The organism is Burkholderia sp. 4M9327F10, assembly GCF_005503145.1.
Classification (GTDB): Bacteria; Pseudomonadota; Gammaproteobacteria; order Burkholderiales; family Burkholderiaceae; genus Paraburkholderia.
On record NZ_SCNV01000032.1, the window covers coordinates 36,391 to 62,946 of the forward strand.

The 26,556-nt window shown below is 61.5% G+C and carries 27 protein-coding genes; 17 read left to right on the forward strand and 10 right to left on the reverse strand.

Translation table 11 applies throughout. The annotated features are described in order from the left end of the window. Both FFS45_RS25180 and FFS45_RS25185 read right to left on the reverse strand, forming a co-directional pair. Complete coding sequence (locus FFS45_RS25180) at positions 1-2,340, reverse strand: TonB-dependent receptor (RefSeq protein WP_137957349.1); 2,340 nt, start codon at positions 2,338-2,340, stop codon at positions 1-3. Between the two features lie 86 nt (positions 2,341-2,426). Next, a complete protein-coding gene (locus FFS45_RS25185; protein ID WP_137957350.1) occupies positions 2,427-2,792 on the reverse strand; it encodes a DUF2946 domain-containing protein in 366 nt (121 codons plus the stop codon). Between the two features lie 222 nt (positions 2,793-3,014). On the opposite strand from FFS45_RS25185, the gene FFS45_RS25190 reads away from it, so the two are divergent. From FFS45_RS25190 to FFS45_RS25200, 3 genes are all read left to right on the forward strand, one after another. Beyond that, positions 3,015-3,989 carry a D-2-hydroxyacid dehydrogenase gene (locus FFS45_RS25190; protein WP_137957351.1) on the forward strand — a complete coding sequence of 325 codons (975 nt, stop codon included), beginning with the start codon at positions 3,015-3,017 and terminating at the stop codon, positions 3,987-3,989. A gap of 153 nt (positions 3,990-4,142) precedes the next feature. Then, positions 4,143-4,529, forward strand: coding sequence for a VOC family protein (locus FFS45_RS25195; RefSeq protein WP_137957352.1), 387 nt, complete (start codon positions 4,143-4,145; stop codon positions 4,527-4,529). Between the two features lie 291 nt (positions 4,530-4,820). Further along, positions 4,821-6,278: an MFS transporter gene (locus FFS45_RS25200; protein ID WP_137957353.1), complete on the forward strand. Its 1,458-nt coding sequence runs from the start codon at positions 4,821-4,823 to the stop codon at positions 6,276-6,278. A 10-nt stretch (positions 6,279-6,288) separates the two neighbouring features. Here FFS45_RS25200 and FFS45_RS25205 read toward each other — a convergent pair whose 3' ends face one another. Beyond that, complete coding sequence (locus FFS45_RS25205; protein ID WP_137957354.1) at positions 6,289-7,155, reverse strand: SGNH/GDSL hydrolase family protein; 867 nt, start codon at positions 7,153-7,155, stop codon at positions 6,289-6,291. Positions 7,156-7,626: 471 nt separating this feature from the next. Between FFS45_RS25205 and FFS45_RS25210 the strand changes: the two genes are divergently transcribed. Then, entirely contained in the window at positions 7,627-8,010 is a 384-nt protein-coding gene (locus FFS45_RS25210) for a hypothetical protein (protein WP_137957355.1), read from the forward strand. 126 nt (positions 8,011-8,136) lie between these two features. Further along, positions 8,137-8,340: a hypothetical protein gene (locus FFS45_RS25215; RefSeq protein WP_137957356.1), complete on the forward strand. Its 204-nt coding sequence runs from the start codon at positions 8,137-8,139 to the stop codon at positions 8,338-8,340. A gap of 18 nt (positions 8,341-8,358) precedes the next feature. Here the strand turns inward: FFS45_RS25215 and FFS45_RS25220 are convergent, their stop codons facing one another. After that, entirely contained in the window at positions 8,359-9,783 is a 1,425-nt protein-coding gene (locus tag FFS45_RS25220; protein ID WP_137957357.1) for a carotenoid oxygenase family protein, read from the reverse strand. 142 nt (positions 9,784-9,925) lie between these two features. Between FFS45_RS25220 and FFS45_RS25225 the strand changes: the two genes are divergently transcribed. Together FFS45_RS25225 and FFS45_RS25230 are read left to right on the forward strand one after the other, a co-directional pair. Then, positions 9,926-10,660, forward strand: a complete 735-nt coding sequence (locus FFS45_RS25225) for a TetR/AcrR family transcriptional regulator (protein WP_137957358.1) — start codon at positions 9,926-9,928, stop codon at positions 10,658-10,660. Positions 10,661-10,930: 270 nt separating this feature from the next. Next, positions 10,931-12,481: a trypsin-like peptidase domain-containing protein gene (locus FFS45_RS25230; protein WP_137957359.1), complete on the forward strand. Its 1,551-nt coding sequence runs from the start codon at positions 10,931-10,933 to the stop codon at positions 12,479-12,481. A 114-nt stretch (positions 12,482-12,595) separates the two neighbouring features. On the opposite strand, the gene FFS45_RS25235 is transcribed toward FFS45_RS25230, so the two are convergent. From FFS45_RS25235 to FFS45_RS25245, 3 genes are read right to left on the reverse strand one after another with little or no spacing between them, the layout of a single operon-like run. After that, positions 12,596-13,951, reverse strand: coding sequence for an ATP-binding protein (locus FFS45_RS25235; protein ID WP_137957360.1), 1,356 nt, complete (start codon positions 13,949-13,951; stop codon positions 12,596-12,598). A 15-nt stretch (positions 13,952-13,966) separates the two neighbouring features. Continuing rightward, complete coding sequence (locus tag FFS45_RS25240; RefSeq protein ID WP_137957361.1) at positions 13,967-14,668, reverse strand: response regulator transcription factor; 702 nt, start codon at positions 14,666-14,668, stop codon at positions 13,967-13,969. Between the two features lie 10 nt (positions 14,669-14,678). Beyond that, positions 14,679-15,497 carry a MipA/OmpV family protein gene (locus FFS45_RS25245; RefSeq protein ID WP_137957362.1) on the reverse strand — a complete coding sequence of 273 codons (819 nt, stop codon included), beginning with the start codon at positions 15,495-15,497 and terminating at the stop codon, positions 14,679-14,681. Between the two features lie 244 nt (positions 15,498-15,741). Between FFS45_RS25245 and FFS45_RS25250 the strand changes: the two genes are divergently transcribed. Next, complete coding sequence (locus tag FFS45_RS25250; protein WP_137957363.1) at positions 15,742-15,990, forward strand: hypothetical protein; 249 nt, start codon at positions 15,742-15,744, stop codon at positions 15,988-15,990. Positions 15,991-16,048: 58 nt separating this feature from the next. On the opposite strand, the gene FFS45_RS25255 is transcribed toward FFS45_RS25250, so the two are convergent. From FFS45_RS25255 to FFS45_RS25265, 3 genes are all read right to left on the reverse strand, one after another. Then, the gene (locus tag FFS45_RS25255) at positions 16,049-16,648 is read right to left on the reverse strand and encodes a LysE family transporter (RefSeq protein WP_137957364.1); all 600 of its coding nucleotides are present in this window, start codon (positions 16,646-16,648) and stop codon (positions 16,049-16,051) included. A gap of 107 nt (positions 16,649-16,755) precedes the next feature. Further along, a complete protein-coding gene (locus FFS45_RS25260; RefSeq protein ID WP_137957365.1) occupies positions 16,756-17,397 on the reverse strand; it encodes an MAPEG family protein in 642 nt (213 codons plus the stop codon). Between the two features lie 12 nt (positions 17,398-17,409). Then, positions 17,410-18,267: a LysR family transcriptional regulator gene (locus tag FFS45_RS25265; protein ID WP_137957366.1), complete on the reverse strand. Its 858-nt coding sequence runs from the start codon at positions 18,265-18,267 to the stop codon at positions 17,410-17,412. A 105-nt stretch (positions 18,268-18,372) separates the two neighbouring features. Here FFS45_RS25265 and FFS45_RS25270 point away from each other — a divergent pair, with 105 nt between their 5' ends. The 9 genes from FFS45_RS25270 to FFS45_RS25310 all read left to right on the forward strand — a co-directional run bounded on the left by FFS45_RS25270 (position 18,373) and on the right by FFS45_RS25310 (position 26,547). Next, positions 18,373-19,674, forward strand: coding sequence for an aspartate aminotransferase family protein (locus FFS45_RS25270; RefSeq protein WP_137957367.1), 1,302 nt, complete (start codon positions 18,373-18,375; stop codon positions 19,672-19,674). A gap of 63 nt (positions 19,675-19,737) precedes the next feature. After that, positions 19,738-20,412: a response regulator transcription factor gene (locus FFS45_RS25275; protein ID WP_137957368.1), complete on the forward strand. Its 675-nt coding sequence runs from the start codon at positions 19,738-19,740 to the stop codon at positions 20,410-20,412. Next, positions 20,409-21,812 carry a HAMP domain-containing sensor histidine kinase gene (locus tag FFS45_RS25280; RefSeq protein WP_137957369.1) on the forward strand — a complete coding sequence of 468 codons (1,404 nt, stop codon included), beginning with the start codon at positions 20,409-20,411 and terminating at the stop codon, positions 21,810-21,812. The genes FFS45_RS25275 and FFS45_RS25280 overlap by 4 nt, the downstream gene beginning before the upstream one ends. Positions 21,813-22,053: 241 nt before the next feature. Next, positions 22,054-22,572 carry a redoxin domain-containing protein gene (locus FFS45_RS25285; RefSeq protein WP_171029745.1) on the forward strand — a complete coding sequence of 173 codons (519 nt, stop codon included), beginning with the start codon at positions 22,054-22,056 and terminating at the stop codon, positions 22,570-22,572. A 279-nt stretch (positions 22,573-22,851) separates the two neighbouring features. Continuing rightward, positions 22,852-23,181: a DUF2282 domain-containing protein gene (locus FFS45_RS25290; protein WP_137957371.1), complete on the forward strand. Its 330-nt coding sequence runs from the start codon at positions 22,852-22,854 to the stop codon at positions 23,179-23,181. A 67-nt stretch (positions 23,182-23,248) separates the two neighbouring features. Then, positions 23,249-24,190, forward strand: a complete 942-nt coding sequence (locus tag FFS45_RS25295; protein WP_137957372.1) for a DUF692 domain-containing protein — start codon at positions 23,249-23,251, stop codon at positions 24,188-24,190. Then, positions 24,187-25,164, forward strand: a complete 978-nt coding sequence (locus FFS45_RS25300) for a hypothetical protein (RefSeq protein WP_137957373.1) — start codon at positions 24,187-24,189, stop codon at positions 25,162-25,164. Before FFS45_RS25295 ends, FFS45_RS25300 begins: the two co-directional genes overlap by 4 nt. A gap of 7 nt (positions 25,165-25,171) precedes the next feature. Continuing rightward, positions 25,172-26,050 carry a DNA-binding domain-containing protein gene (locus FFS45_RS25305; RefSeq protein WP_137957374.1) on the forward strand — a complete coding sequence of 293 codons (879 nt, stop codon included), beginning with the start codon at positions 25,172-25,174 and terminating at the stop codon, positions 26,048-26,050. Next, positions 26,047-26,547 (forward strand): DoxX family protein, encoded by a 501-nt coding sequence (locus tag FFS45_RS25310; protein ID WP_137957375.1) that lies wholly within the window; start codon positions 26,047-26,049, stop codon positions 26,545-26,547. The genes FFS45_RS25305 and FFS45_RS25310 overlap by 4 nt, the downstream gene beginning before the upstream one ends. Positions 26,548-26,556: the final 9 nt, after the last annotated feature.

The window sequence follows — 26,556 nt, forward strand, 5'->3', positions numbered from 1 at the left end:
TCACATCCGCAGCTTGCCTTCGACGTAAAACGTGCGGCCCGGATAGGGGTGATAGACGAAGTAGCGCTCATCGAACAGGTTGTCGACACCTACGCCGATCTCGCTCAGCTTCGAAGGCTTGAACGTGTATTTAAGGTCAGCGACCGTATAGGTACTGGTGCCGCCGAAGACATCCGGATTGGTGTCCGTGTTCGTCAACGTGTTGTATTGACGCCCCGAGTAGTGCACGCCCGCGGTGAGCGTCGAGCGTTCGTCAAGGTGGTAGCTCGCAACCAGGTCCGCACGCCACAGCGGAATGCGGTAGAAATACTTGCCGACCGTTGCGGGGTTCTGCGCATTGGCGAGAATCTTCGATTGCGTATAGGCCACACTCGTCATCAGATCCAGCCCACGCACCAGGACGTCCTGTCCCTCGTAGCTTGTCTCGATACCGCGCGAACGTACTTCGCCGATGTTCTGGAAATTCGTGACGTTCGGTACGACCGTCGTATCGGTCTGGCTAAAGATCGTGTTCTTGACGTCGTCCTGGAACAGCGTGAAGCGAAACAGTCCGTTCCAGTGCGCCCATTCAGCCGTGAGCTCTTTGGAAAGATCGTTTTCCGGTCTCAGGTTCGGGTTGTTGTTGATGATCGACGACCCGTTGATCTGTCCTTGAAACAGCTCGCTGACGGTCGGAAAACGATAGGCGCGCCCGATCGATGCACGCAAGGTCAGATCGTTGCTCACGTCGAATGACAGCGAGGCTTTAGGAGAGAAGTGCTGGTCGCTCACGTCGCTATAGGGCAAGCGCGTGGCGCCTAGCGCCTGCGACCCGTCGTAGGCTTGCCAGTCTTCATACCGCACGCCGTAGACCAGCTTCCAGCGCGGCAGGAAACGCCACGCGTCCTGGGCGTAGAGCGCCTGGGTCTGCGTCTTGCCCGCGAACGCATTCGCGAAGCGGGTGCCCGCGCCGTCCTGCCAGTTGAGCGTGTTGTAGGTGGTGTTGTCGAGAAAGTAATTGTCGTAGTGGTAGCCGAAGGTCAATGCGTGATTCGCGAGACCCGCCTCGGGTACGGGAGGCGTATAGGTCGTCTTCAGATCCAGGGTCTTCCAGCCCGTGCCGTCGCCGAACGTCACGGTTCCCGGACCGTTGCCCGGCGCGCCCGAGCTCGCCGTGCGCGCCACGCTGCTGCCGACGTCGTAATAGGAGGCAATCGCTTCACCGTTCCAGCCTGTCGCATTGCGCGTCTTGAGCGTGAGACCGTACAGCCAGTTTTCGCTGTAGCCCGCACTGGGGGCGAACTCGGCCGCGGGAATCGCATACTCATAGCCGCCAATGTTGACGTTGCCGCTGTAGACGGGATTGCCGTTGGCATCGCGCAGGAAGGTCGAGGTCTGGCTGTTATAGCTGTGGTGCCAGTAGCCGAGCGTGAAGCCGCCCTGTAGTGCCGGCGTGAAGTCGTACTGCATCTTCAGCTTGAACTGGTCGTTAATCGAATGCTCTATGCCCTCACCATTCACGCCGAGCACGGCGGTCGGTGTGTTGGTCTGGTTGTTGTAAAAATACGCACCCGTTACAGGAATGTCGCTGGCTTTGGCCGGTGTGTTCGATTTGGCCAGCGTCCCGAACTGCAGCGGCTGACTGGTGTTTTCCAGGTGGTTCACGTCGAGCAGGTACGAGAAATTGCCGATCTTGTCGCCGATCGAAGCACTCGTCTCGCTCCCGTTGAAGTTGCCGTTCACGCCAAACAGGTTGAAATGCTGCGTGAATCCCTTGACGTCCGCCTCGGCCTGAAACTTCGTTGGCATGCGCGTGGTGATGAGCACCGTTGCACCCAGCGAGTTACCCGGATAAGCCGCGGAAAACGGGCCGTAAATGACACTGACCTGCTGGATCTCATCAGGCGTCACCATCGACCATTCAGGCGGAAACGAATAGCTGTTGCCGAGCAGATTGCTTAGCAGCAGGCCGTCCGCGTAAACGAGCCCGCGTGCGCTCTGGCTATTGCTCGTGCCGCGAACGGCAATGATCGAATTCAGATCGCCAATAAAACGCTTGCGCACGGCGAGATTGGGCATGTACTGAAGCACATCCTCGCTGTTCACCACATTCCAGTTCTGGAATTGCGCCGGCGTCACCGTCTCGACGGTCGCAGGAAGATTGGGGTCGACTACTGCGACCGGAGCGGTTGCACTAGCGGTGATCGTGACCGAGGGCAACGTGACATTGCTAGACGTGCTCTGTGCTTGAGCAAACGAAGGAGCAACCGCGAGCGGCAGCAGGCCGAGCGTGATATGCGAGACGTGACGCGCCCCTCTGCGGGCGCAATGGGGCCGGCTTCGCAAAGCGAAGTTGAACATGAAAATTTCCTGAAGGCATTGGACAAGCGGCCGCGCGCGCCTTCAACGGGCGCATCGACAGGCACGGCCAGCAGCAATAACGACGATCAGGAAACAGCAGGAGGGTCGCGTGGGCGCCCGGAAGGAAAGGCGCCAAGCGGCGTAAAGCGGGTGCTCAGCACTGGCGCGGCGGCCACGCTGACGAGCACGATCATGGGAAGTGCTGCGGGAGGAATCGAGGGCACCGCCATATGACCCGCCAGCAGATCGCAATAGCCGCAGGCGGCTAGCGAATCGACAGTGCCTTGTTGATGGTCCGGAGTACCAGGTTGATCGGCAGAGCAGAGCGCGGCAATGGGTTCGTGCGCTTGAGCTGAGACGACCAGTTGACTGACGATCGGCGCGAATACGATGAGCCACATGGCGATCAGGCCAAGCCACGCGGTCAGGTATTTGCGGTTGTAGAAGGTCATGTTGTTGGGCGCAATAACGCGCCGAAGTCTATCACCTCGAGCCGGACATATCCAGACCGGCCAGCGAGCAGCGTGGCATTTTGACGCATGCCGCCAACCGGCTTCTTTCCCGCGAGGAAACCCCTGTTGAGGATCGAGAAAACCGCAGGCGCAGGCGCCGTTCACAATGGGGGGCGTCTCTCACACACGCCCAAACGTGATAAGCCCTACTTCCGATCGCTCATGTCAAACACTCCCTTGAAGGTGGTCTTTCTCGACCGCGCCACCATTTCGCCGCAAACTGTTCTCAAGGCGCTGCCCTTCGCACATTCGCTCGAGGTGTTCGAGCAGACACCGTCCGACTTGATCGCCGCACGAATCGCCGACGCGGATATCGTCATTGCAAACAAAGTCTGTCTGAACGCAGCAGACCTCAGGCATGCCAGGCATCTGAAGATGATCGCTATTGCGGCGACCGGAACTGACAACGTCGATCTGCAGACCTGTCGCGAACTCGGCATTGTGGTGAGCAACATCCAGAACTACGCCACGCACGCCGTTCCGGAGCATACGTTCGCATTGATCTTCGCATTGCGGCGCAGCCTGGTGGCGTATCGCGACGCTGTACGCGCTGGTCGTTGGTTGCAGGCGAACCAGTTCTGTTTCTTCGACTTTCCGATCAGGGATCTGCGCGGCTCGACGCTAGGCATCATCGGCGACGGAGCACTGGGACGGGCGGTTGCCGATATCGGCCGCGCCCTGGGACTCCGCGTTCTGTTCTCGGCGCACAAGGGCCGCGACGACATGGGTTCGCTGTATACGCCGTTGCGCGAGGTGCTTGAGACTAGCGACATCCTGTCGTTGCATTGCCCACTTACGGCTGCTACACGCAACCTGATCGACGAGCCCGAGTTTCTCCAGATGAGGCGCAAGCCGCTACTGATCAACACCGCACGTGGCGGTCTGGTGAACGAGGCCGCGCTGGTGGCGGCACTGAAATCGGGTTTGATATCGGGAGCCGGTTTTGATGTCGTCACGCAGGAACCCATGCCCGCCAGCCATCCATTTCAGGAAGTGCTTGGCCACCCCGGCTTCCTGCTCACGCCGCACGTGGCGTGGGCAAGCGACGAAGCGATACAGGCCCTTGCCGACCAGCTTGTCGGGAACATCGCAGCATTTCAGGCCGGCAATCCGCGCAATGTGGTGACAGGCAAGTAACCGGGTAAACCACCACGCTGCCGCCGCGCCACCCCGGGGGCGCCATGATGGCGGAGCCTTTCCCGGCAGGAAACCCCGCTTGAGAATCCATCCATTATCACGTCGGCAAATTTGGACCACGATGCATGCAGCAAGTTAGACAAGGAGTTGAACATGCCGTTGATTGACCATCTCGACCATCTAGTCCTCACGTGTGTCGATCCCGATGCGACCAGGAATTTCTACACGAAGGTGATGCAGATGGAGTTGGAGACCTTCGGCGCGGGGCGTCTCGCGTTTCGTTTCGGCAACCAGAAAATCAATCTTCATGTTCGAGGGGCGGAATTCGAACCCAAGGCGCACGTCCCTGTGCCTGGCGCACTGGATCTGTGCTTCATCGCCGCTGTTCCGCTCGACGAGGTCATCAGGCACCTGAATCAGGTTGAATGGCCGATCATCGAAGGGCCGGTCGAACGCACCGGCGCAACCCAGAAGATCCGCTCCGTCTATGTTCGAGATCCCGATCTCAATCTGATCGAGATTTCCGAACTCCTGGGCTGAAATAGCGCGGCCCGCCACGCCGGAGCAGAGTCCGGCGTGGTTCTTTGCATTTGAGGCGCCATCACGGTAGCCGGCGCTCAAACGCAAACGGCTCCATTTCGATCTGTTTGAAAACTTAAGGCGGCGCAACTGAAAGCGTCGTCTTGACCGCACCAGGCATAGAACCGTGGGCGGAACGGCAGCACCATCCGGTCTATTCAGCAACCGTCTTGCATGGGATCGGAGCGAGTGCTTCGCATGGGACCCGAGTAACGCGCTAAAGCGCCGGCTCTGGTCAACTTAGGAGACACCATGAGCATCAACGAACTCGACCTGGGCAGCGGCTCACCCGCCCAGCCGGCATCCCATTCGTCAGACCCAGGTACGTCCATCGCCGCAGATGCGCAGCCCGCCCATGCTCTTACGCTCGGTGGCTGGATGGACAACATGCCCGTGGGGTCGCTGCATCGATTTGTCGTGTGGGTGATCGGCATCGGTCTGTTCTTCGACATGTACGAGATCTTTCTCGTCAGCTCGATCGGCACGGCACTACAAGGCGAATACGGTATCGACCGGCACAGCACCGACTTCAAGTTCCTGCTCGCCTCCGCTTTTATCGGCATGTTCTTCGGTTCGATTTTTCTGGGCAGCATGGCCGACCGTATCGGCCGGCGCAAAGCGTTCCTGTTCAACCTGGCCTGGTATAGCGCCTTCTCGCTAGTCGGCGCATTCTCCGTGAATGCCGGGATGCTCGTCATCTGCCGCGTACTCACCGGTATCGGCGTGGGAGCAATCTATCCGGTAGCCGATAGCTTCCTGTCGGAGATTCTGCCGAAGGAGCGCCGCGGCCGGCTGGCCGCGTGGGCTTACACCACTTCGTATGTCGCCGTGCCGCTGGTGGGATTCCTGGCGCTATGGCTCAACCCCATGCACTTCGGCATGGTAGCGGGCTGGCGAATCATGCTGGTGATCGGCAGCCTCGGCGCGGTGATGGTGCTGGTCGTGCAGCACAGGTTGCCCGAAAGCCCGCGCTGGCTTCTGGCTCAGGGACGCACGGATGAGGCGCATGCCATGCTGCGGCGCTTCGCTGAAAGTGCGGGGACCGCGATCCCAGGCATTGCACCCGAAGCGACTACAAACCAACACCCGCTGAAGTTGGGTGAGCGGATCACGTTGCTGCGCCGCGCGCCCTACGGCAAACGCTATCTGATGCTGACCATCTTTCATCTGTTGCAGGGATTCGGTTACTACGGGTTTGGCACGCTAGCCAGCACGGTAGTGAAGAGCCGTGGCTATGACGTCACCGACGGGATGCTGTTTATTGCGCTCTCGTTTCTTGGTTATCCGATCGGATCGTTGCTGTCGATTCCTTTGCTCAACTGGATCGAACGGCGGACGCTGGTGATCGGGTCGATTCTGACTATCGCTGCATGCGGCTTGTGTTTCGCCTATTCGAACAGTTCGGCGCTGATCGTGTGCTTTGGTTTCTTGACGACCTGTGCGTCGAATGTGTTCAGCAATGCATACCATGTGTACCAGTCTGAGATATTTCCAGCCAGCGTACGTTCCACTGCAATTGGCAGCACTTACTCGCTATCGCGCATTGTCAGCGGCATTCTGCCTTTCGTCCTGCTGCCGATTTTGAGCCACCAGGGAGCAGGCGCCATGTTCGGCATCATCGCCGCGGCGCTATTCACGGTGGCCGTCACGGTACGTGCTCTCGGCCCTCGCACGACACGGCGCAATCAGGATGAAATCAATCCGGTTTAGCCGGGTACGATCAAATCCGCCCTGGGAACCTGAAAGACAAAGCCGCCCGGAATTTCTCCGCGATCAATCGAAAGCCTTCCGGTGTTGGATGCAGCTCGTTCGCCCACTGGTCCGCTGCAAGCGTTCCCTGGGTGTCGACCAATACGGCATTGGGCACCGTCGCGCAGAACGCCTGGAGACGCTGCTTGAACTCGATCAGTATTTGCCGCACGATGTCCGAGCCATCCGCCAGTCCGGTCCACCCGCGGTCATCGAGAGACGGCTTCAACCAGGGCCCCACTGACGGACACGCACCAATGCCAGTTGGAATGGCAAAATCATAAGCGTGCACCAGCAGCAGCGCCTGAGGCGCGTATTGTTGCCGGATCTGCGCAAGGTCGGCATAGGCTGCGAGTACCACGCCGAGAATATCCGCAAGCAGTTCGTGATCCACTCCGCCAAGCGCATCCCCATGCGCCGCGCTGGCATCGCGGAGCCAAAAGCGAAATTGGTTACCAACCAGATCGTCGCCACCGCCGGAGAACATGATGAAATCTATGGGTCCATTCAGCGGGTTCTTGAGCGCCGCAATGAGACGGTTCCTTTTTTCGACGCCAAGTAGAGCCGTTGTCGCAGCGCCTATATAGGCAAGCTTAAGGATGATCGGCTTGGGAGAGCCGAGCTCGGTCAAGCTGTCTCTGACATCCTTAGGGTCGAGGACCGGCAGCGGATAGTCGAACCAGGAGTCGCCGTCCGCTACGCCAATCAATGGTTTCGCGCCGCCAACAAAAGCACGCATTGCGTGGGCCACAGCCGCCTGATGCTCGGCCTCACGCCGCGCCAGCTCATCCTGAACCGCCTTCAGATTTCTGACATACACATCGACTTCTGAGTTCACTTAGGTTTCCTTATGAATAAACCGTGAATTTTCTCCGACGACTGTGCCGACTGGATTCATTGTTCAACTGCAGATGACCGGACCACTCCATACGACTCATAGGGCGGACTCCAGAACTTCATTTCGTGAACGCGCATTGCCGCTCAACGGCCGGCAACTCGAGACCCTGGTTGCTGGACGCTTACGCTGCATCCTCGCACGTGTCCGCCTGATCCGCCAACGCAAGTTTCACGATCCGTATTGCCGCCCTTGAAGCCGCCCCGATGAAAGCAATTTGTCATAAACCCAGAGAATGCAGGGAGCGCCGACACGGCTATTAAGCATGCGCCTCATAGCGAGTGCCGTGTCCGCTTACGCGAATCCCTTTGCAGACGCCCGGTGTCAGGGTCGTTGATCGCGCAAGCCTCAAGGATCGCCATCGGCACGCCGTTATCCGGGTTGTAACCACAAAAGCTCAAGCGGGAAGAGACCATGGACAGCAATGAGCAACTTCGGCGTGAGTTCTATCGGAACAGCGCTTCCTATTGCAGGGTGATGGGCGTTGTTTCGGCCGTAACCTTCGGTCTCTATCGGGTGGAAGGCGGCGGAACCGTCGGTCTGCTTTCTGTGCGCTGGGAAAATCTGGGCAATGAGGTGGTGCCGCAACTGCACGCCTACTTCGACAGCTGGCGGGTTCTTGCTTCGTTTTCCGATGTTCTCACCCGCATGAGCGAAGTGGCCGGTACGCCCTGCTCCCCTGAGGCCTTCTGCCAGATCCTGCTCGACTGCGGATTCGTCACGCGAGCCGAGCCCGGATCGGGTGACGGCATTCTATTGTCCCGGCAAGGGAACCCGATTCAGGGAAAGGAGGCTTGAGCGCCCGAGGTGGTTTTTTGCTCAAGTAGAACGCCCTGCTGTTATCGGTTGGCGCCGCCCGGAGTGCGCGGCCGCCGGCTCGGTCAGTCTCAAAGTTTCAGTCTTAAAAGCAAGGAAATTGTAATCATGTCAGTAACGGTTCGCGTCGAATATCAGTATTGCCAGCACGGCAAGAGAGCGGTTCAAACAGGGAGCGACCTGGTAACCGTGTCGCAGAACACCAACAGCGCGATCCTCGCAGTGCTAAAGCTCCTGCACCCGCATTGGGAGTCGCTCAAGATACTTTCCGCGGCAGTTGAGACGCCGGCAGCTACGGTTTCCGGCAACTAGGCACCGGCCACGCAGCGCTCAATTCAAGGCGCTGCGCCAGTTGCCATGAAAGCCCGCCGGAACGCGATGGGACAAATGCGCCAGCGCAATCGGGCCCATCGCGATGTCGGCGGCGTCGAATACCGCAAGGTCACTGCGGTTCTCGCCGCCGCGCCAGATAACGCTTAGCAGCCAGCCATCACCTTCCGGTGCGTCGGCGTGGCGTTCCACAAAGACCGGTTCGCTACAGTAGTCGCCGTTCGGCGGCAGCCATTCGGCGGTGCGGCCGGTTGCCAGATCAATATGAGCGAGCCCCCCTCGGGCCGCGTCTCCCTTGACGCCGTCCGTCACCGGGGCTGAATTGAAATAGCCGTGCCTGTACTGCGACATGGCAAACCGCTCATCCAGACGGGGAAATTCGCCGGGCCGCTCGTCCAGCAGCCGTTCGCTAAAGCTTGCCGTGTCGCCGGCCAGGTCGAACGTCCACCGCACGAGTCGCGCAGCCGGCGGTTCACTGCTCACCGGCGAGCCGTCGGGCCGCGGAAAGAGAGGGGGCGTATCGTACTTCATCATGTCGCAGACGATGTGCCGGCCATCATCGAACGCGTTCATGGCGTGGAACACAAAGCTGGGCTCGCCCGTAAACCAGCGCACGTCAGCAGCAGTGCCGTTGCGCGGCAACACGCCGATATGCGTGCCCTTATCCGGCTCCCAGGCGTAAGGCGGAAGCTGGCTGGTGGCCCGCTCCATCGAGCCGGTCAGCGGGAAAACCGGGAAGATGATGTGTGTCCGAGTCACGACAAAGTCATGAACCATGCTCGGGAATGGTGCATTGAGATGGACGCTGCGCTGTAGTTTTCCCTCGCGATCCGCTACGTGAAGCATGAGATCGCTGGTAAAGCGGCCGCCCGCTGCATAAGCGAAGAAGATCAACTCGCCGGTAAGGGGATCGCATTTAGGGTGCGCCGTCATCGCACCCGGCAGCTTGTCTTCGAAGCGGTGGTATCCGCGCGGCTCCAGCGAGACCGGATCCACTTCAAACGGCGCGTGCGCTTCTTCGAGCGCCAGCAGGCGGTTGCCGTGCCAGATGACGTTGGTATTGGCCACGGTGGAGTTGAGTTCGAGCAAGGCCGGGTCTGTCAGGTGCCGGTGCGAGAGCGAAGCGGACATGCCTTCCTTGTTCGCATTCTCCATGAACCATTTAGGTGTACGAACCCAGCGGTTGCGGTAGGAGACACGTCCTTCATCAATGTGAAAGGCGTGCAACATGCCGTCACCCGAAAACCAGTGATGCGGGCGTCCGCGCGGAGCGAACTGCGGATTCGGTCCGTTGCGGTATAGCGTGCCGCGCAGCGACTTTGGCACCTCGCCGGTTACCGGCAGATTGGGCGCGTCGCATTCCATGTGAATCGGCTCGTAGTAGCCGGTGAGAAACGGGTCGTCGGTCGGAAAAGGCAAAGCCATGGAAGCCTCCGGTTTCGTTCGCTCAGACCGCTTCCGTCTCATGCGGTCGCAATGTTTCCAATGGAAAGATTTTGACTAGACCACCAAATCCGGTCAAGATATTTTTCCATTGTAAAAATCAATCGGGCCGTCGGCCCCCATCATGCAGAAGAAGACCTCAGCAGATCCCGCGGCGCCGTCCGGGGCGCACCGCACCGCGAAACAGCAGACACCGGCGCGGCCCTACCATCATGGTTCGTTGCCCGACGCGCTATTGCAGGCAGCCGAGGCGGTCCTGCGGCGCGACGGTCTGCGCGGCCTCACGTTGCGGGCGATTGCCCGCGAAGCGGGTGTCTCGCACACGGCGCCACAACATCACTTCGGCGACACGGCGGGCGTGCTCAGCGAACTCGCCGCGAGTGGCCACCGGCGCCTCGCTGCCGCCATGGCCGATCACGCTGGCGACATGCCGCATGGGAAGGCGCGCGGCAAGGCGGTCGCGCGCGGCTATATCGACTTTGCCCTGGACAATCCCGATCTGTTCCGTCTGATGTCGCGCAACGAGTTGCTCGATCACGACCGGCCATCGCTAGTGGAAGCGCGACGGATGTCGGCGCGCGGTCTCGCCGGCGTCTTCGATCCGTCGCTGCACGAGGCGTCCGGCGCGCACGATGCGTTTGCCGAACTCAGCGCTTCGCAGGCAGTGGCGATGACCGCCGTGTGGGGGTACGTCCACGGACTCGCGTCCTTGCTTATCGACAGCCGTCTCACGCGCCTCGCAGCGGGCAGCTTTCGCGATTCGCGCGAACTCGTCGACGCCGTCGTCGAGCAGATGGAGATCGTGTCGAACGGCTGTTCGACACCGGCGACGGATGGCAAGCAAAGCGGCAAGCGCTAAACCAGCGTCGATCCAGCGCCGCGTCAAACCGATGCGCTGCTGCACGCGAGTCGTCGTTTCGGAACCGGGTGCAGCACGTTGCAGTCCCAGTCGCGGCTCTACCCAGGATTAGCACTCGCTGCAATTTTTTTGCCTCTCTTCTATAAATCAGAGTAGGCGGGGGCCGCGCACATTCGAACCGACGCACTCGGTATATTCAGTGCGTTCGTCTGTCGATCGGCACGGATCACACGCCCGACCTTGGCATTTCGACCGCCATGGAGGTGCACCGTGCTTCACCCCACTCGTGCCCGCACCCTGCTCTACGCTGCCGTGATCGCGGCAGTTGTCTCTGCCTACTCGTGCCTGCAACCGAAGGCGAGCGCCGCGGAAGTCGCCGCGCCACCTCCTGCCAAGGTAAGCCGGGTACCGGCAGCGAATCCTTCGGCTTCGGTTGACTTCCCTACGATCGTCGAGCGATACGGACCCGCGGTGGTGCATATCAGCGCCACGGCGTCCAGTACATCGGCGTCCGACGCGACGGAGCCTGGCGCATCGGCGCCCGCCGCGACGGCGCCCAGTGCGCCGACACCCGGGCAGCAAGCGTCGGCATCCGCTCCCGCTGAAATCGATGCCGACGATCCTTTACGCGCCTTCGTCAAGCACGTCGCACCCGCATCCCAGCCGTCTCACGGCGGCTCGGCACGCGCTATCACGGGTAGCGGCTCCGGCTTCATTGTTAGCCCTGACGGCCTCATCCTGACCACCGCTCATGTGGTGGATCAAGCCGACGAAGTAACGGTCAAGCTGACCGATCGCCGCGAGTTCAAGGCGAAGGTGCTGGCGGTCGATATCCCAAGCGACGTCGCGGTCATCCAGATCGATGCCACGAAGCTCCCGACCGTCAAGCTCGGCGACTCCTCACGCGTGCGCGTCGGTGAGTCGGTGCTTGCCGTCGGCTCGCCCGACAGCTTTGAAAACACCGTCACCGCCGGCATTGTCAGCGCCACCTCTCGCACGCTCGAGGACGGCAGCAGTTTTCCGTTTTTTCAAACGGACCTGGCCGCCGACCCGAACAACTCGGGCGGTCCTCTGTTCAACCGTGCCGGCGAGGTGGTCGGTATCGACGTGCAGATTTACGCGGACCAGGACAGGTCTCCCAGCCTGGCGTTTGCCATCCCGATCAACGTGGCGGCCAAGGTACGGTCACAGGCGCTGGCCGCGCAAGCGCCCGCTCCGGGCGGGCTCGGTGTGGAGGTCCAGGACGTCGGCCCCGGCCTCGCGGTAGCCTTCGGCTTGCCGCGACCGGCCGGTGCGCTGGTCAATTCCGTCGCGCCCGGCACAGCGGCTGCCGCGAGTGGCGTCAAGCCCGGCGACGTGATCATCCGGATCGGCGATAAGGAGATTGATCACTCGGCCGAACTCAGCGACGACGCCGCCAGCCTGCCGCCCGGAACGAAGACTACGCTCAGGCTGATCCGCAATCACAGGCCGATGACCGTCGCGGTCACGCTCGGCGCGTCAACGGACAGCCCCAAGGAAAGCCCCAAAGCGCCGCCGGCCGAAGCCAGCGCAGGAGACCGCCTGGGCTTGAGCATGCATCCACTGAATGAGGACGAGCGGCGCGCCAGCGATCTGGCTGTCGGTCTGATGGTGGACGGCGTCAAGGGTCCGGCGGCAAGCGCCGGCATCCAGCCTGGCGATATCGTCCTCTCGCTCAACGACACGCTGGTCGAAACGCAAGCGGACGTGACGACGCTGGAGGCCAAGGCCGGCAAACAGGTAGCCGTGTTGATCCAGCGGAACCACGCGCGCAGTTTTGTTTCGGTCGAGGTTAGATGACCGGCGAGCGCGGTCGACAGACATATCGGCGGCGCAAGGCTAAGGCCGAGGCTGAAAGCAGAAGACTGAAGCGGGGCCAACGGCACCGGGCCGCATGCGCCCCGGGATAGCCGCCTAAAACTGGACGACGAAGCGCGTACCCGAACTCAGGCTGCTCACCGTCAAACGCCACTCGTGCGCGACCGCGATTTCCTTGCAGATGGCAAGCCCCAGGCCCGCGCCATCGTGCGTCACGCCCGGCGCACGCCAGAACCGCTTGAACAGCAACGGCATGTACTCCGCCCGGATGCCCGGCCCTTCGTCGCGCACCTCTATCGAGGCCGCGCCAACGACGAGCCATACGCAGCTGGCAACAGGTGAAACGTTAATGGCGTTTTCGACCATGTTCTTCAGCAGGATAAACAGCGCACTCCTGTCCGCCCATAAGGATACCGATGCATCGCCTGTTTCGAGTTCGAGCTTGATACGCTTCAAGTCGGCCTTGCGTCCGAGGTAGGCCAGCACATCGCGCGCCACCTCGACCGTGTCCACCTCGCCGAAGCTGAAGTTCTGCGCTTCGCTGACTTCGGCCAGCTGCAGCAACTGCCGGGTCTGGCGCGCCAGCAGGTCGATCTCGCGGAACAGCTGTTCCTTCTCCTTGATCTCCGGCTGCAACTCGATCTGCGCGCGCAACAAGGTAAGCGGCGTCTGCAATTCGTGCGCAGCCGAGGCGAGAAACTGCTGCTGCACGGCAAAGCCGTTTTCCAGTCTGCCCAGCGCTTCGTTGAACGCATGAATCAGCGGCTTGATTTCGCTCGGCACGCCTTGCAGCGACAAGCGTGTCGTCAGGTTGCGCGGCGTGATCGATGCTGCGGCGCGCGACGCTTCCCTGAGAGGCTTCAACACCCGATGCACGGTCACCGTCAGCGTCAACCCGAAAATGATTGCTGCAATGAGCGTGATGTCCCTGACGGTGACCGGAATCGGCCGAATCTTCGAGCCGATCATTGCGTCGACAAGACGCCCGCTGGTAGCGGTCTGCGCATAGAAAAGCGCCGCTTCATGGCGGATTTCGAGCGTCGTGATGTAGAACGGCCGGCCGCCGATCTCCACGCGCTCGCTCTTGTCCACGGCGCTGGAGAGCTCGTCCGCCACCCACGGTTTATCGCCCTGCGCCCCGGCCGATGCAAGTAACACACGGCCCTGCTGGTCGAGCACGCGATAGCTGATCTCGGTGGGCGCCACGTCGAAAATCCACGCGTGCGCGTCGTGCATCTCGACAGAGACCGGACGGCCGGCTGCATCAAAGCGGACACCGTTCGCAACCACGCGCGCCTGCGCCATCTGCTCGTGCAGACCGAGCATCTGCTGCGGAAAGTGATTGAACGCGTAGGTGACAGCCATGGTCAGCGCGGCCAGCGTGAGCGCCAGCGCAACGATGCTCGTCACCCACAGGCGCGCGGAAAGACTTCGGACCCAGTGATTCAGCATGGCGAATCAGCCGCGTCAGGCCGACGGTACGCCGGACGATCCGGCGCTCGCCTGAAGCGCGAAACCCGCGCCACGGATATTGGCGAGGCGGATCGTCGTGCCGACCGAGGTCAGCTTTTTGCGCAGCCGGTGTACGGTGACTTCCAGCGCGTTGGGCGTCACCGCTTCGTTGAGACCCCATGCGGCATGCTCCAGCGCCGCGTGTCGCACGGTCTGCCCGCCCGCGTTGATGAGGCTCAGCATGATCTGCAGTTCAGCCGGCGCGAGCGGGATCGAATGGTCGGCGCAGCGCAGCGCGCGCTGCTGGGGATCGACGGTGAGGTCGGCGAACGATGCGACCAGCGCAGTCAGTGCCGCCGGCCGGCGCATCAGCGTCCGTACGCGAGCCACGAGTTCGCTCATGGCAAACGGTTTGGTCACGTAGTCGTCGGCGCCGCTCTCGAGTCCGTCCACGCGGTCATGCAGCGCGTCGCGTGCGGTCAGCATCAGGCAAGGCGTCATCTGACCGGCTGTGCGCAAGGTCCGCAAAAAGGCCAGACCGTCGCCATCCGGCAGGCCGCGATCGACGATCAGCACCGCGTAGCCGCCCCGGCTCACACCATATCGGGCCTCTGAGATGCTGTGAAACAGATCGGCCTCGATTCCCGCACTCACCAATGCCTGCCGCACCATCTGCGCCAGGCGTTCGTGGTCCTCGACGATTGCAACTCGCGACATGGCGCTGTGCTCACTTGAATTGATAAATGTAGCCGAGTCTGGCCTGCGGAATGTATTTCCGTCCTACGATCGGGCTGTCGGTCACGCCGCTGGTGTCATGCGCCACACCAAAGTCCAGAATCGCCATCTGTTGACGCGTGAACTTGTAGCCGACACGCGCGCCAAGCGACATCTCGTAGGCTGCCTTGCCCGTGTACTCGGGGCGTCCGGCTGCCGCCTCCGATGCTCGCACGCCATAATAGTAGTTGACGTACTTGCTGCTCAGCCATTCGAGGCCGACATGCGGCGCAAATGAGAAATGGCCGTAATCGAAGGATTTGCTGAAGTCGATCTTGGCGCGTTCACCCCGGTTGCCGCCCAGCAGATAGTCGCCCGACAGCGTGCCGAACGCCGTTTCCCAGGCGAGCGCCGGGCCATACCAGAACGTGCCGTTGCGATTCTCCATGCCGTTCAGGATGGGGGCATCCGAGTTCCTGTAGCCATCGCCGATGGCGTAAGTGCCGCGCAACATGAAGCTGACGTCGTCCCACCTGGCAACCTTGAGGTCGATCGTCGTGCCGAAGGCGTGAACCCACTTATTGTCGAAGGAAATTAGCGGTATCGGCGAAAACCGGGCGCTGCCGCTTTTGTATGGCGACGCAGCGACACCGGCGCCGATGCCCAGCCCCCAGTGGGTCACGTTCGTCGCGTTGCCAAGCACGGTGAAACCCGAGTCGTTTGCCGCGGCTGGGTCTTCAGCCACGCCATCCGCCCAGGCACCGCCTGAATAGAAAAGGACCGACGCAAAGGCCAGCAGCAACGGATACTCGCGGCGAAACGTATTTTTCACAGTCGTTCCTGAGGTGGAGGAAAAAAGCGGAATCGACTGTAAAACCGAACGACTTACTCGTTACTTACTCAAACATTCATGGGATCACGCAAGGTGGCCGCTGACGACCCTGCCCCGAAAGAGGGGCACGATCATGGTGCGGGGGCGCCGGCGCGATCTGCAGGCTCGACAACCACGGTGCTAACATCAATGTGATGCATGCCCGATGGCAGCCGGCCCCCAACCCTTTACTGGAGATACGCTGATGACACCCCTTCGCTTTGCCGCGGGTTTGCTCATGTTCACCGCTCTCTGCGCTCCGGCGTGGTCATATGCCGGCACTGCGGTCGCGCCATCGCCGCAGCAGAATACGCTTGCGGCCGAGCCCGCCAACGCGCAATCCACGGATAAGCCCAGGCTCACCGTCGGCGTGAGCGACCCCAACACGCAGTTGATCCTGCCTTGGTTTCTTACCGATATCATCAACGCGGTCAATTCGCATCCGAGCCGGTAGCGACTGAACGGCCCGCAGGCCGTCGGGCAGGCGCCGTGTCGAAGAACGAACGGCTCGCCTAGTGCAATACGGCCCACACAAGCGACAAGGAAAAGGCCGCCAGCACGATCGACGCGCAACGCTGCACCTGGACCGGATTGATCCGTATCCGCCGGCCGCTGCCGATTTCCGCGCCAAATGCAATCCACGCAAGGCCAATCGGGATCAGCAGCAAAGTGAAGATCGTCATTGCCTCAAGATAGGCAGCCAGACTGTGGAACGCAGCCGCCGGGAAAATCGTGCCGGCAAACAGGATCGCTTTCGGGTTAAGCAATGTGGCGGTGAAGAGCACGCGCGGGCCGATCTCCCCTTGCGCGGACGAAGGAAACGAACTCGCGGTCTGCCACATGCGCACCGAGAGGTAGGCAAGATACAGACTGCTTGCGATACGCAGGAGGGCCGGCAGCCAGGCCAGCGAGGTCGCCGCATGCGAGAGAAGATATCCCCAGCATGAAATCGACACGAGGTAGCCGGCAAATTCGGCGGCGGTCAGACGGGCCGAGCGCCTTATGCCCCACCTCAGACCCGCAGTGGCGAGCAACGTGTTGGTCGGCCCCGGCATGACGAGCACGAGCGCGCAACCAAACGTCATCAGGGCGGTACTTGAGGTTGAAAGCATGGGTCAGCAGCGGGAGGGCCAGGATCAGGTTATCGCGCCCGATGGTACCTCAATGAAGTGTCATGTAGCGTGATGAGGCATGGGGTTGTTCCGCTGGAATGATGGAATCAGGCATCGTCCACCGGACGCGTCCCCCAGAACAACACCGCTTCCACCGCGAAAAATACCGCCACCGGCACAATTGCCCCCGCCACCCCCGCGATCTCGAGTCCGAACCGGCTCACGACGTATAGCAGCACAATCATGCTGACTGCCATGCCTGGCGCGCCCAGTCCCCGCAGCGCCGCGCTGCGATGATAGCCAATCCAGAACGCGGCCCGACCGACGATCCAGACCACAGTGGTGGCGACAACCGCGCGCATCGCAGAGCCATCGGGGGAATACGCGGCCAGGCCGAACAGCGACACCGCAAACACGATGATCTGCTCCACGGTGTTCTGCAGATATCTTTGATTGACGCGCAGCCGGCGTGTTTCGAAGCCCACCAGAGGATCGAACGCAGGCGAGGTCAATCTCTCGTGCGCCACGGCTTCGACGCCCGTCACCAGGCAAAACAGCACGGCAACACAGCAGCATTTCAACGTCAGCAGCATGCGGGCGCCCAGGCTGTCCATGCCTGGCAGCGGCGACACCAGATAGTCGATGCCAAGCCAGATCCCCAGGGCAAGCAGCGACGCAACCGCGATGCCGGCGATGCCGATTGCGCGCTGGCGGCGAAAGTCGAACGAGTCATGTGTCGAACCGGTCATGGATTTTCTCCCTCACAACAACGGCAATGTAAGCCTGATGTGCTGCGCGAATACTGTGGTCAGGTGAGCGGGACGCTTCCGCTCGAACTTCAGCGTGATGCCTATGCTGGGCAACGGTGGGAGCGCAGGATCGCCATTGAGTATGGTGAGATCCGCAGCGACGGCCGTCTGCGTGATGACAGCAAACGCCTGTCCCGAGCGGACCAGTGCCGTGAGACCGGCAAGACTGCTGCTCGCATAGGCGATGCGGTAAGCCCTGCCTGCGCGTTGCAACGCTTCGCAGGCCGCCACATGGTCAAGCGTGTCCGGATCGGAAAGCGCCAGCGGCAAAGGGTCGAAATGCGCGGAATCCAGTCCCGGATAGCCCACCCAGACCAGCGGTTCGCGGCGAATGATGTCGTCACCCGGAGCGTCCTCCGGTAACGAGATCATGGCAAGGTCCAGCGCATGCATGTCCAGTTGTTCCAGCAATCGCGGGGTGGGCGCGCAAATCACCTCCACCAGCGCATGCGGGTGCTGGCTCGAGAACTGGCGCAGCAAGTGCGGGAGAAAGACCGCGGCGTAATCGTCCGGGCAGCCGAAGCGGATTGTCCCCGACAACCCTTTGCCCGAAAGATCCGCCATCGCCTCGTCGTGCAACCGCAGAATGCGTTGAGCGTGGATCAACAGACGTTCACCGGGATTCGTCAGCACGACCCCACGCCCCGTGCGCTGGAACAGCGGTTGATCGACGATTTCTTCAAGCCGCTTCATCTGCTGGCTCAGCGCGGACTGCGTCCGGCCGACCCGGTCGGCCGCACGACTCAGCGCCCGAACCTCGGCAATGACGATAAACGACCGCAGCAGATCGATTTCGAGTGAAAGACTCAAGATATTAGGCTCGTTTCTAGCTTCGATAAGAAGTATTCGATTCTATGAAAGCAGAGAGCCCTCTAGACTGCAAGGTATTCCCGCCCTCAGCCAAGGAGAAGCAAGGTGTCCCTCAACCATGACGCAAGCTTTTGGCGCAACGCCAGGCAGCACCTGATCCGCTATGGCGGCACCTTCGAGCCGATGATCATCGAGCGCGCCCAGGGCAGCTTCGTTTATGACGCAGACGGCCGCGCGATCCTGGATTTCACCTCGGGCCAGATGAGCGCGGTGCTGGGGCACAGCCACCCGGAAATCGTGTCGGTCATCAACGAATACGCCGGCAAGCTCGACCACCTCTTCAGCGGGATGCTGTCGCGGCCGGTGGTCGAGCTGGCGACCCGCCTCGCCGACATTACGCCTGACGGGCTCGACCGGGCGCTGTTACTCAGTACCGGCGCGGAGTCGAACGAGGCCGCCATTCGCATGGCGAAGCTCGTCACGGGTAAATATGAAATCGTGGGTTTTGCGCAGTCCTGGCACGGCATGACGGGCGCTGCTGCCTCTGCAACCTACAGCGCCGGCCGCAAGGGCGTTGGCCCGGCAGCCGTCGGCTCGTTCGCGATCCCCGCCCCGTTCCTGTACCGTCCGCGTTTCGAACGCCATGGCGCGTATGATTACCTGGCGGAGCTGGACTATGCCTTCGATCTCATCGATCGCCAGTCAAGCGGCAATCTCGCGGCTTTCATTGCCGAGCCGATCCTCAGTTCCGGCGGCATTATCGAACTGCCGGAAGGCTACATGGCGGCCCTCAAGCGCAAATGCGAAGAGCGCGGCATGCTGCTGATCCTCGATGAAGCGCAAACCGGGGTGGGACGCACGGGCACGATGTTCGCGTGCCAGCGCGATGGTGTGACGCCCGACATTCTCACCCTGTCGAAAACGCTGGGCGCCGGTCTTCCGCTCGCGGCCGTCGTCACCTCGGCGCAGATAGAGGAGCGTGCTCATGAGTTGGGCTACCTGTTCTATACGACCCATGTGTCCGATCCGCTTCCGGCCGCGGTCGGTCTGCGCGTGCTCGATGTGGTCGAGAGCGAGGGTCTGGTCGCCCGTGCGAACCTGATGGGCGAGCGGCTCAGGCGCGGCCTGCTGGATCTGATGGAGCGCTTTGAATGCATCGGCGACATTCGCGGACGAGGGCTGCTTCTGGGTATGGAAATCGTCAAGGACCGCCGCACGAAGGAGCCGGCGGATGGGCTTGGCGCAAAGATCACCCGCGAGTGCATGAACCTGGGACTCAGCATGAACATCGTGCAGTTGCCTGGGATGGGCGGCGTGTTCCGCATCGCCCCGCCGTTGACCGTCCGCGAGGAGGAGATCGAGCTGGGCCTGGAACTGCTTGGGCGGGCGATCGAGCGTTCGGTGTAATTCCATCGCGGTATACTGGGCGGTCAACTCTAGTCTTTACAACCATAGACCGCCCAGCACCCCATGCGCATCCTGCTCATCGAAGACGAAGCGGAACTGGCTTCGGCAATTGAGAACGCGCTGGGCAAGCGAAACATCGCCGTCGATTGCGTGGCCAGCCTGAGCGAGGCACGCTACGCGATCCGGGAGTGTCAGTACAAGGTGGTGCTGCTCGACCGGTTCCTGCCCGATGGCGACGGACTCAGCGTCATTCCCGATCTGCGCGCAGCCGCGCCGGGCATTCCCGTGATCGTATTGACCGCGGCCGGCGAAATCGCGGCGCGCGTCGAAGGGCTAGAGGCCGGCGCAGACGACTATCTCGTCAAGCCCTTCTCAATGGACGAGCTGACCGCGCGCCTGCGTGCGCTCGCGCGACGTGCGCCGGCCATACGGACGCAGAGAGTCACAGTGGGCGCGCTCGAAATCGATCTCGTCTCGCTCACCGCCACCGTTCGCGGAGAAGCGCTCGGCCTGCGAAAGCGCGAATTGCTGGCACTGCAAGCACTGGTCGAGCGCGCGGGCAAGACGGTGCAGCGCGATCAGTTGATCGCGCGTGTCTATGGCCTCGATGAGGACATCCAGTCGAACGCGCTGGACGCTCATATCTCCCGGCTACGCAGCAAGCTTGCATTGCACGACGCCGGGGTCGAGATCCGGCCGGTTCGCGGCATTGGCTATCTGCTTTCCACAACTGAATGAGCTATCTCACGAATCTGTCAATCACGCAGCGCATTTCTTTCGCGCTGGTTGGAACCCTGTTAGCGGTTGCCGTTGCATCGGGACTGCTGACGCTCACCAACTTTCTGCAGTGGGATCTCTCCGGCTCCGTGATGGATCAACGCATCGACGGCGTCATCCTCGCAGCCGTGTCGCGCGCACCCGACGGTCATCTTGTCCTGCAACGCACGCCACAGCTCGAATCGCTCGAACGCACATCGCCAGGCTTGTGGTTTGTCGTGCGCGATCAGGGCGGCGACCAGGTGAGCACCGGTCGCGTCTCTGCGCCCTGTACGTCGGCAGTGGCCACGATGTCGCGTATTTACGGCGCCGACATCACGGATATCAATGAGCACGACAACCTCTCGTGCAAGATCAAGACCATGCGCACCGAGCTGGGCGAAGTGCAAATCGCCTATGGCGGCGGTCCGCTGATGCGCGCCTGGGAAGGCGCCAGCCTCGCGGTGCTTCGATATCTGGAGCTGCCGTTTTTTCTTCCACTGCTGCTCATCAATATCGTCACCATTCCGATTGTCGTGGCATTGGCCCTGCGCAGACTGAAGGACGTCGTGCAGCTCGCGCGCTATGTCGACATTGACCGTCGCGGCCTGCGCCTGCCTGTCGACGGATTGCCGCGCGACATTGCGCCACTGGTACACGCGTTCAATGCTGCGCTCGAGCGCCTGGATGCCGGAAGGACGCAGCAGGACCGCTTCATTGCGAATGCTGCGCACGAACTGCGTACGCCGGTCGCCATCATCCGGGCACGCCTGGACGCGCTGGAGAACGGACCGCTGAAGGTGAAGCTCGAGCAGGACGTAGCGCGTCTTGGCGAACTGAGCGACGCGCTACTCGACCTCCAGGCACTCAAAAGCACGGCGCTGCGCATGGAACCGCTGAACCTCGTCGCCCTGGTCCGCGAAACCCTGGGCGATCTGGTACCCGTTGTCCTGAGCGCGGGTCACGACGTCGAATTTATCTGCGACAGCGAGCAATTCGACGTTTCCGGCGACGCCGCGTCACTACGACGCATCGTCGTCAATCTGGTGCAGAACGCGATCAGGCACGGCGGCGAGGCAACCATGCTCACCGTGACCGTGAAGGCCGAGGCCGGCTACGTTCTCATGGAGTTTGCCGACACTGGCCCGGGCATCCCGCCTGCGTGGCGCGATCAGGTCTTCGAGTCTTTCTCACGTTACGCGCGCCACGGCTCAGGGGCGGGTCTCGGCCTGAGTATCGTGCGTGAGATCGCCATCATGCACGGCGGCCGTGCGACTTATTTCGAACCGCCCAAGCACGGCACGGGCATTCGCGTGAGTCTGCCGCGCGCTGGGGCCAGCAAGGACGTTTTCGACCGCCACGGAAACGCCCTGCTTCAGTAAGCCGCCTTCTCCGGACGCCCCGGACGCGCCGGGCGAGGGGCATTTGCGATGTTCCCGACGCCGATAATGTTCCGACAATGTTTCCCCGTCATCATCTTTCCTGACCGGCACCCGTGCGGGCCGGTCGCCGTGTTCTAGACAGGAAGGCAATGATGCTGATCGTTGGGATGTTGATTGGATTCTTCGGAGGCCTCCTGTTGATGTACATGTTTGCTCTGTTGCACGTACACAGGATCAGATTGTGAATATCCCCCGAATAGCAGGCCTGTGCCTGCCAGCCCTGCGTCTGCCCTCCACGGCTGGAGGGATCTGTGATCCCAGTGAATTGCCTCATGCCCTGCTGATTTTTACGCCCTTCGTCCTTCCGCAGGATGAGTCGCTGCCGCGGCCTTCGGAGGTGGACGAGTCCGCCATTGGAGGGCTCCAGGAACTCCTTGCGTTCGGTCAGCTATACAAGCAGTTCGAGTCGCAAAACATCCAGCTTTTCGGGGTCACCACTCAATCCCCTGTGGTACAGAAGCTGGTAGGCGAGATATTGGGGCTGCCGTTTCCATTGCTGAGCGACTCGCAACGGGTTTTGTGCCAGCAACTGCAATTGCCCATGACAGCTCAAGGCCGGATCCCGCGCAACCGTCCGATTGTCATTGAGGTACGCGATGGGAGCGTGGCGTATGTTTGGGATCCGCTTGCTTCGCCAGGTCATTGCGCAACGCTGATTCTCCGGCATTTATCGAGCGATACTGTTCCCCGGCTGGCTTGACGAAGCCGCTCCAGCAAGCACCTCTGTGAGAAGCCGTCGCTTCTCGAGATCATCCGGCCGTTATCAGCGGGGAATCCGGTCGCAATCCAAGACCAGATTGCGCAAGACAATACAAGCATTGGCAGGCGCCGTTTTCGTATGCTGAGTGTGCGGTGACGAATCATCGCGATCAGGCCGAAGCGGAAGCATCAATTAGCCGCTTCGAATCCTGACTTCGGAGCGGCGGTCAATCGTCAGACTCCGGAGAATCAATACTCCCATTCAATTCGGAGAACCTGCATGGCCGACTACAAAATGACCACCCTGGTTGCCGGTGCTTTCGCTACGGCTCTCGCCGTGATCGCCAACCCGGCGAGTGCACAGGAATTCACTGACGCGCAGAAAAAGATTCAGGCCGAGCACACCGCGCTCGTCAAATCCGGCAAGGTCGAACCGTGCTTCGGCACGGCGCTGAAAGGACAGAACGACTGCTACGCGGGCGCAGGCACGACCTGCGCGGGAACCAGTTCCGAAGACTACCAGGGCAACGCATTCCGGCTCGTACCCAAGGGCACCTGCGTGAGCATCTCCACTCCGAAGGGTCCGGGCAGCCTTTCTCCCAAGGCCTGATCTGCTTCGACATCCGGGTCTCGCAAGAGGCCCGGGCCGGCTGTATCACCCATCTCGTCGACCGGACATGTCAGATTCGTCGCCTTTCCCCGGCCACCGCAGCTTACCTGCTCGCGCGGGCGTTGGCCTTAAAGCGGAACATTGCCGCGCGATTCTCGAGGCCAAACCGGATATCGGTTTCTTTGAGGTGCATGCCGAAAATTACATGGGTGCGGGCGGGCCGCCTCACCGCTTCCTGACTGCGATTCGTGACATCTATCCGTTATCCATTCACGGCGTGGGCCTGTCGATTGGCGGTAGCCGTCCGCTCGATCCGGCTCATCTTGGACGCTTGCAAACCCTCCTCGCGCGCTATGCACCCGGGCTGTTCTCCGAGCATCTCGCCTGGTCGAGCCACGATTGCGGCTTTCTCAACGATCTGCTGCCGGTGCCGTATACCACGCAAAGTCTCGCCCGCGTCGTGGCGCATATCGACCACGCGCAGGAGGCACTCGGCCGCCAGATCCTGCTCGAGAATCCCTCGACCTACGTCGCTTTCGAACAAAGTACCTACAGGGAGGTCGATTTCATTGCCACCGTCGTGCGACGCACGGGCTGCGGTCTTCTGCTCGACGTCAACAACGCGTACGTTGCGTCGGTCAACCAGCAATGGGACCCGCTTTCGTATATCGATGCGTATCCGCTCCACGCGGTGCAACAGATTCATCTGGCCGGTCACGCGCGGCAGTCGGATGATAGAGGGCGTCCGCTCCTCATCGATACGCACGACCGTCGCGTCACCGACGATGTATGGAACCTGTTTGCCCGGACCGTACGCACAACCGGCCCACTCCCCACCCTGATCGAATGGGACACCAATCTGCCGGACTGGAGCGTTCTTGCAGCAGAAGCCGCGCGCGCCGAGGCAATCATGCAAACGGCGGCACACTCCGGCGGTGCTGAACCCGACGCCAGCCCGCCGCCCTATACCACTGCGCCTCATCAGCCAAGCGAGGTATCCATCCCATGAGCCAAAGAAAAGTTCTTGTCTACTACGCGTGGAGCCGGCCCGGCGAGAATGGCGCACCGCTCCATGTGATCGAGGATCGCTTCCCCGCGCTGTTCGAAAGTCGCAGGATGGGCTTTCCGAGATTCCACGAATATGCCGACCCGGACCGCTTCGACCAGAGCATCGCGGGATTTCTCGATCACATCATGAAGCGCAACTTCACCGCGTTCATTGAACTGGCGGCGGAACTCACTGGGCAAGCGGTCAGGACCATCGAGCGGGTTGCGGACGATGGGACGCTCACACCGCTCGACGCGGGCACGCTCGAAGGCGTCGATACCCTGATCGCGATCAGCTTCGACTCGCTGCGCACGGCTCAAAAGGCCGACAGTGGCGAAATCGAGGCGGTTCGGGCGTTCCTGGCGCACGCTGACCACCTCGCTTTTGTCTGCCCGCACCACGACATCGGCGATGTCGATAGTATCGGTGAAAGCGACCCGTTGCAGCGCCAGACGGTGGAGTTCGAACACCACGGCGACAAGACCATTCCGCCTCGGCAACGGTTCGGCGGCTTCGCCCGCTCATTGCTCGCGGGTCTCGGCGTGCCAGTCGAAAACCGCTTCGGACTGCGGCCCCGAGCGGAACCGGACGGCTCCCCGTCGCCGGTCGAAATTGACCAGGGCCTCGACCGCCTTGGCATCCTGAAGCACGTCGACACGTTCAATCTGCACCCGCATCTGCCGCAACTGGAACGTCTCGGCGACGCAGTCGACAAACTCGACGTCCTCGCTCGCCAGCGTATCGACCTTGGCGCTCCGCCCCATCCTTTTACGCTTGAACGATCGACATTCGATGCCCTTCTGCAATCGCGTCCGGACGCGTTCAACGGCACCCTGCTCGTGAGCGACACGACGCTTTGGAGTTCGACGGCCGGTGGTGTCGACAGCCTGCGTCAGTTGTGGACGAATGTCGTGCAGCGACCGTTGCGCTCATGAGGACGAGATGACATCCTGTCAACCCGCTCGAACCGCACCGCTATCGCAGGCCCATCATGCGCATGCAGCAAGCCTTCCCGGCGGCTACCCGCATGACTGGCAGGAGAACTTCGCGGCCGCGCTACTGAATCCGGCGATGCCGATCCCGCACGGCGTCGTCGGTCCGAATCGCGAACGCGACGTCAGGCGCTTCAATGTCTATCGGAACAATATCTTTGCCGGCCTGATCGACGCGCTCAAAGCGGCGTTTCCTGCGGTGTGCCGTATCGTCGGCGACGAGTTCTTTGCGGCAATGGCGCGCATCCATGTCGCACTCGAACCACCGGTCTCGCCCGTCATGCTCGAATATGGGGCAACGTTCGCCGCATTCATTGAAGCGTTCGAGCCGGCGAAAAGCGTGCCGTATCTGGCTGACGTCGCGCGGCTCGAACGCGCATGGGTGGAGGCGTATCACGCAGAGGAATCGGCCCCCATCGCGCTTGACCAGCTTGGCGCCATCCAGGCATCGTGCCTTCCAGAGCTCAGGCTGACGCTGCATCCATCGCTTCGCGTGGTGCGCTCGCCATTTCCGGTCGTCGACCTGTGGCGGATGAACCTCGATGGCGGCAGCCCCGCTGCAATCGATATTTTTCGCGGCGGCGAGCAGGCCCTCGTCATCCGGCCCGACGCCGAAGTCGAGGTTCGAACGGTGACGGCCGGCGCGGCGACTTTTATCCAGTGTCTCGCGGGCGGCGCGTCGGTGGCGGTATCCACATCGTCCGCACAGGACGCAGATCCGGGCTTCAGTCTGGCGCACGTGCTCGGCCAACTGTTCACTGTCGACGCAATCATCGGATGGCGCCTCGAAGACAGATCGGGCTATTTGCCGTTTGCGAGGGATGCATGAACCAGTTCACACCCGTGGCTAAAAATCGCGTCGCCCCTTTGATCCGCGTGGTGCTCGCCCGGATTCAGGAGATAGCATGGTTGATCGCGCCGCCCCTGCTGCGGCTCGCACTCGCATTGCCTTTCCTGCGATCCGGCCGCACGCGATGGGACGGATTCCTGTCACTTTCTCCGGCCACGCTCTATCTGTTCGAAAATCAGTTCAAGGTTCATCTGTTCGGCGCGGCGTATGCATTCCCCGCGCCTGATACCGTCGCACTGCTGGTTGCCGTGGCCGAAATCGCGCTGCCTAGCCTGCTCATACTCGGACTCGCGACCCGGCTGACGGCACTCGCGCTGCTGGTGATGACAGGCGTCATTCAACTTGTCTTTCCCGACGGCTGGGCCAACTTCCATCTTTACTGGGCGTCGCTTGCTGTCGGGATCATGGCAATCGGTCCAGGCGCGCTGTCGCTGGATCAACTGATCGAGCGTTGGTCGTATCGGCGTTCTCCCTGAAACGCAGGC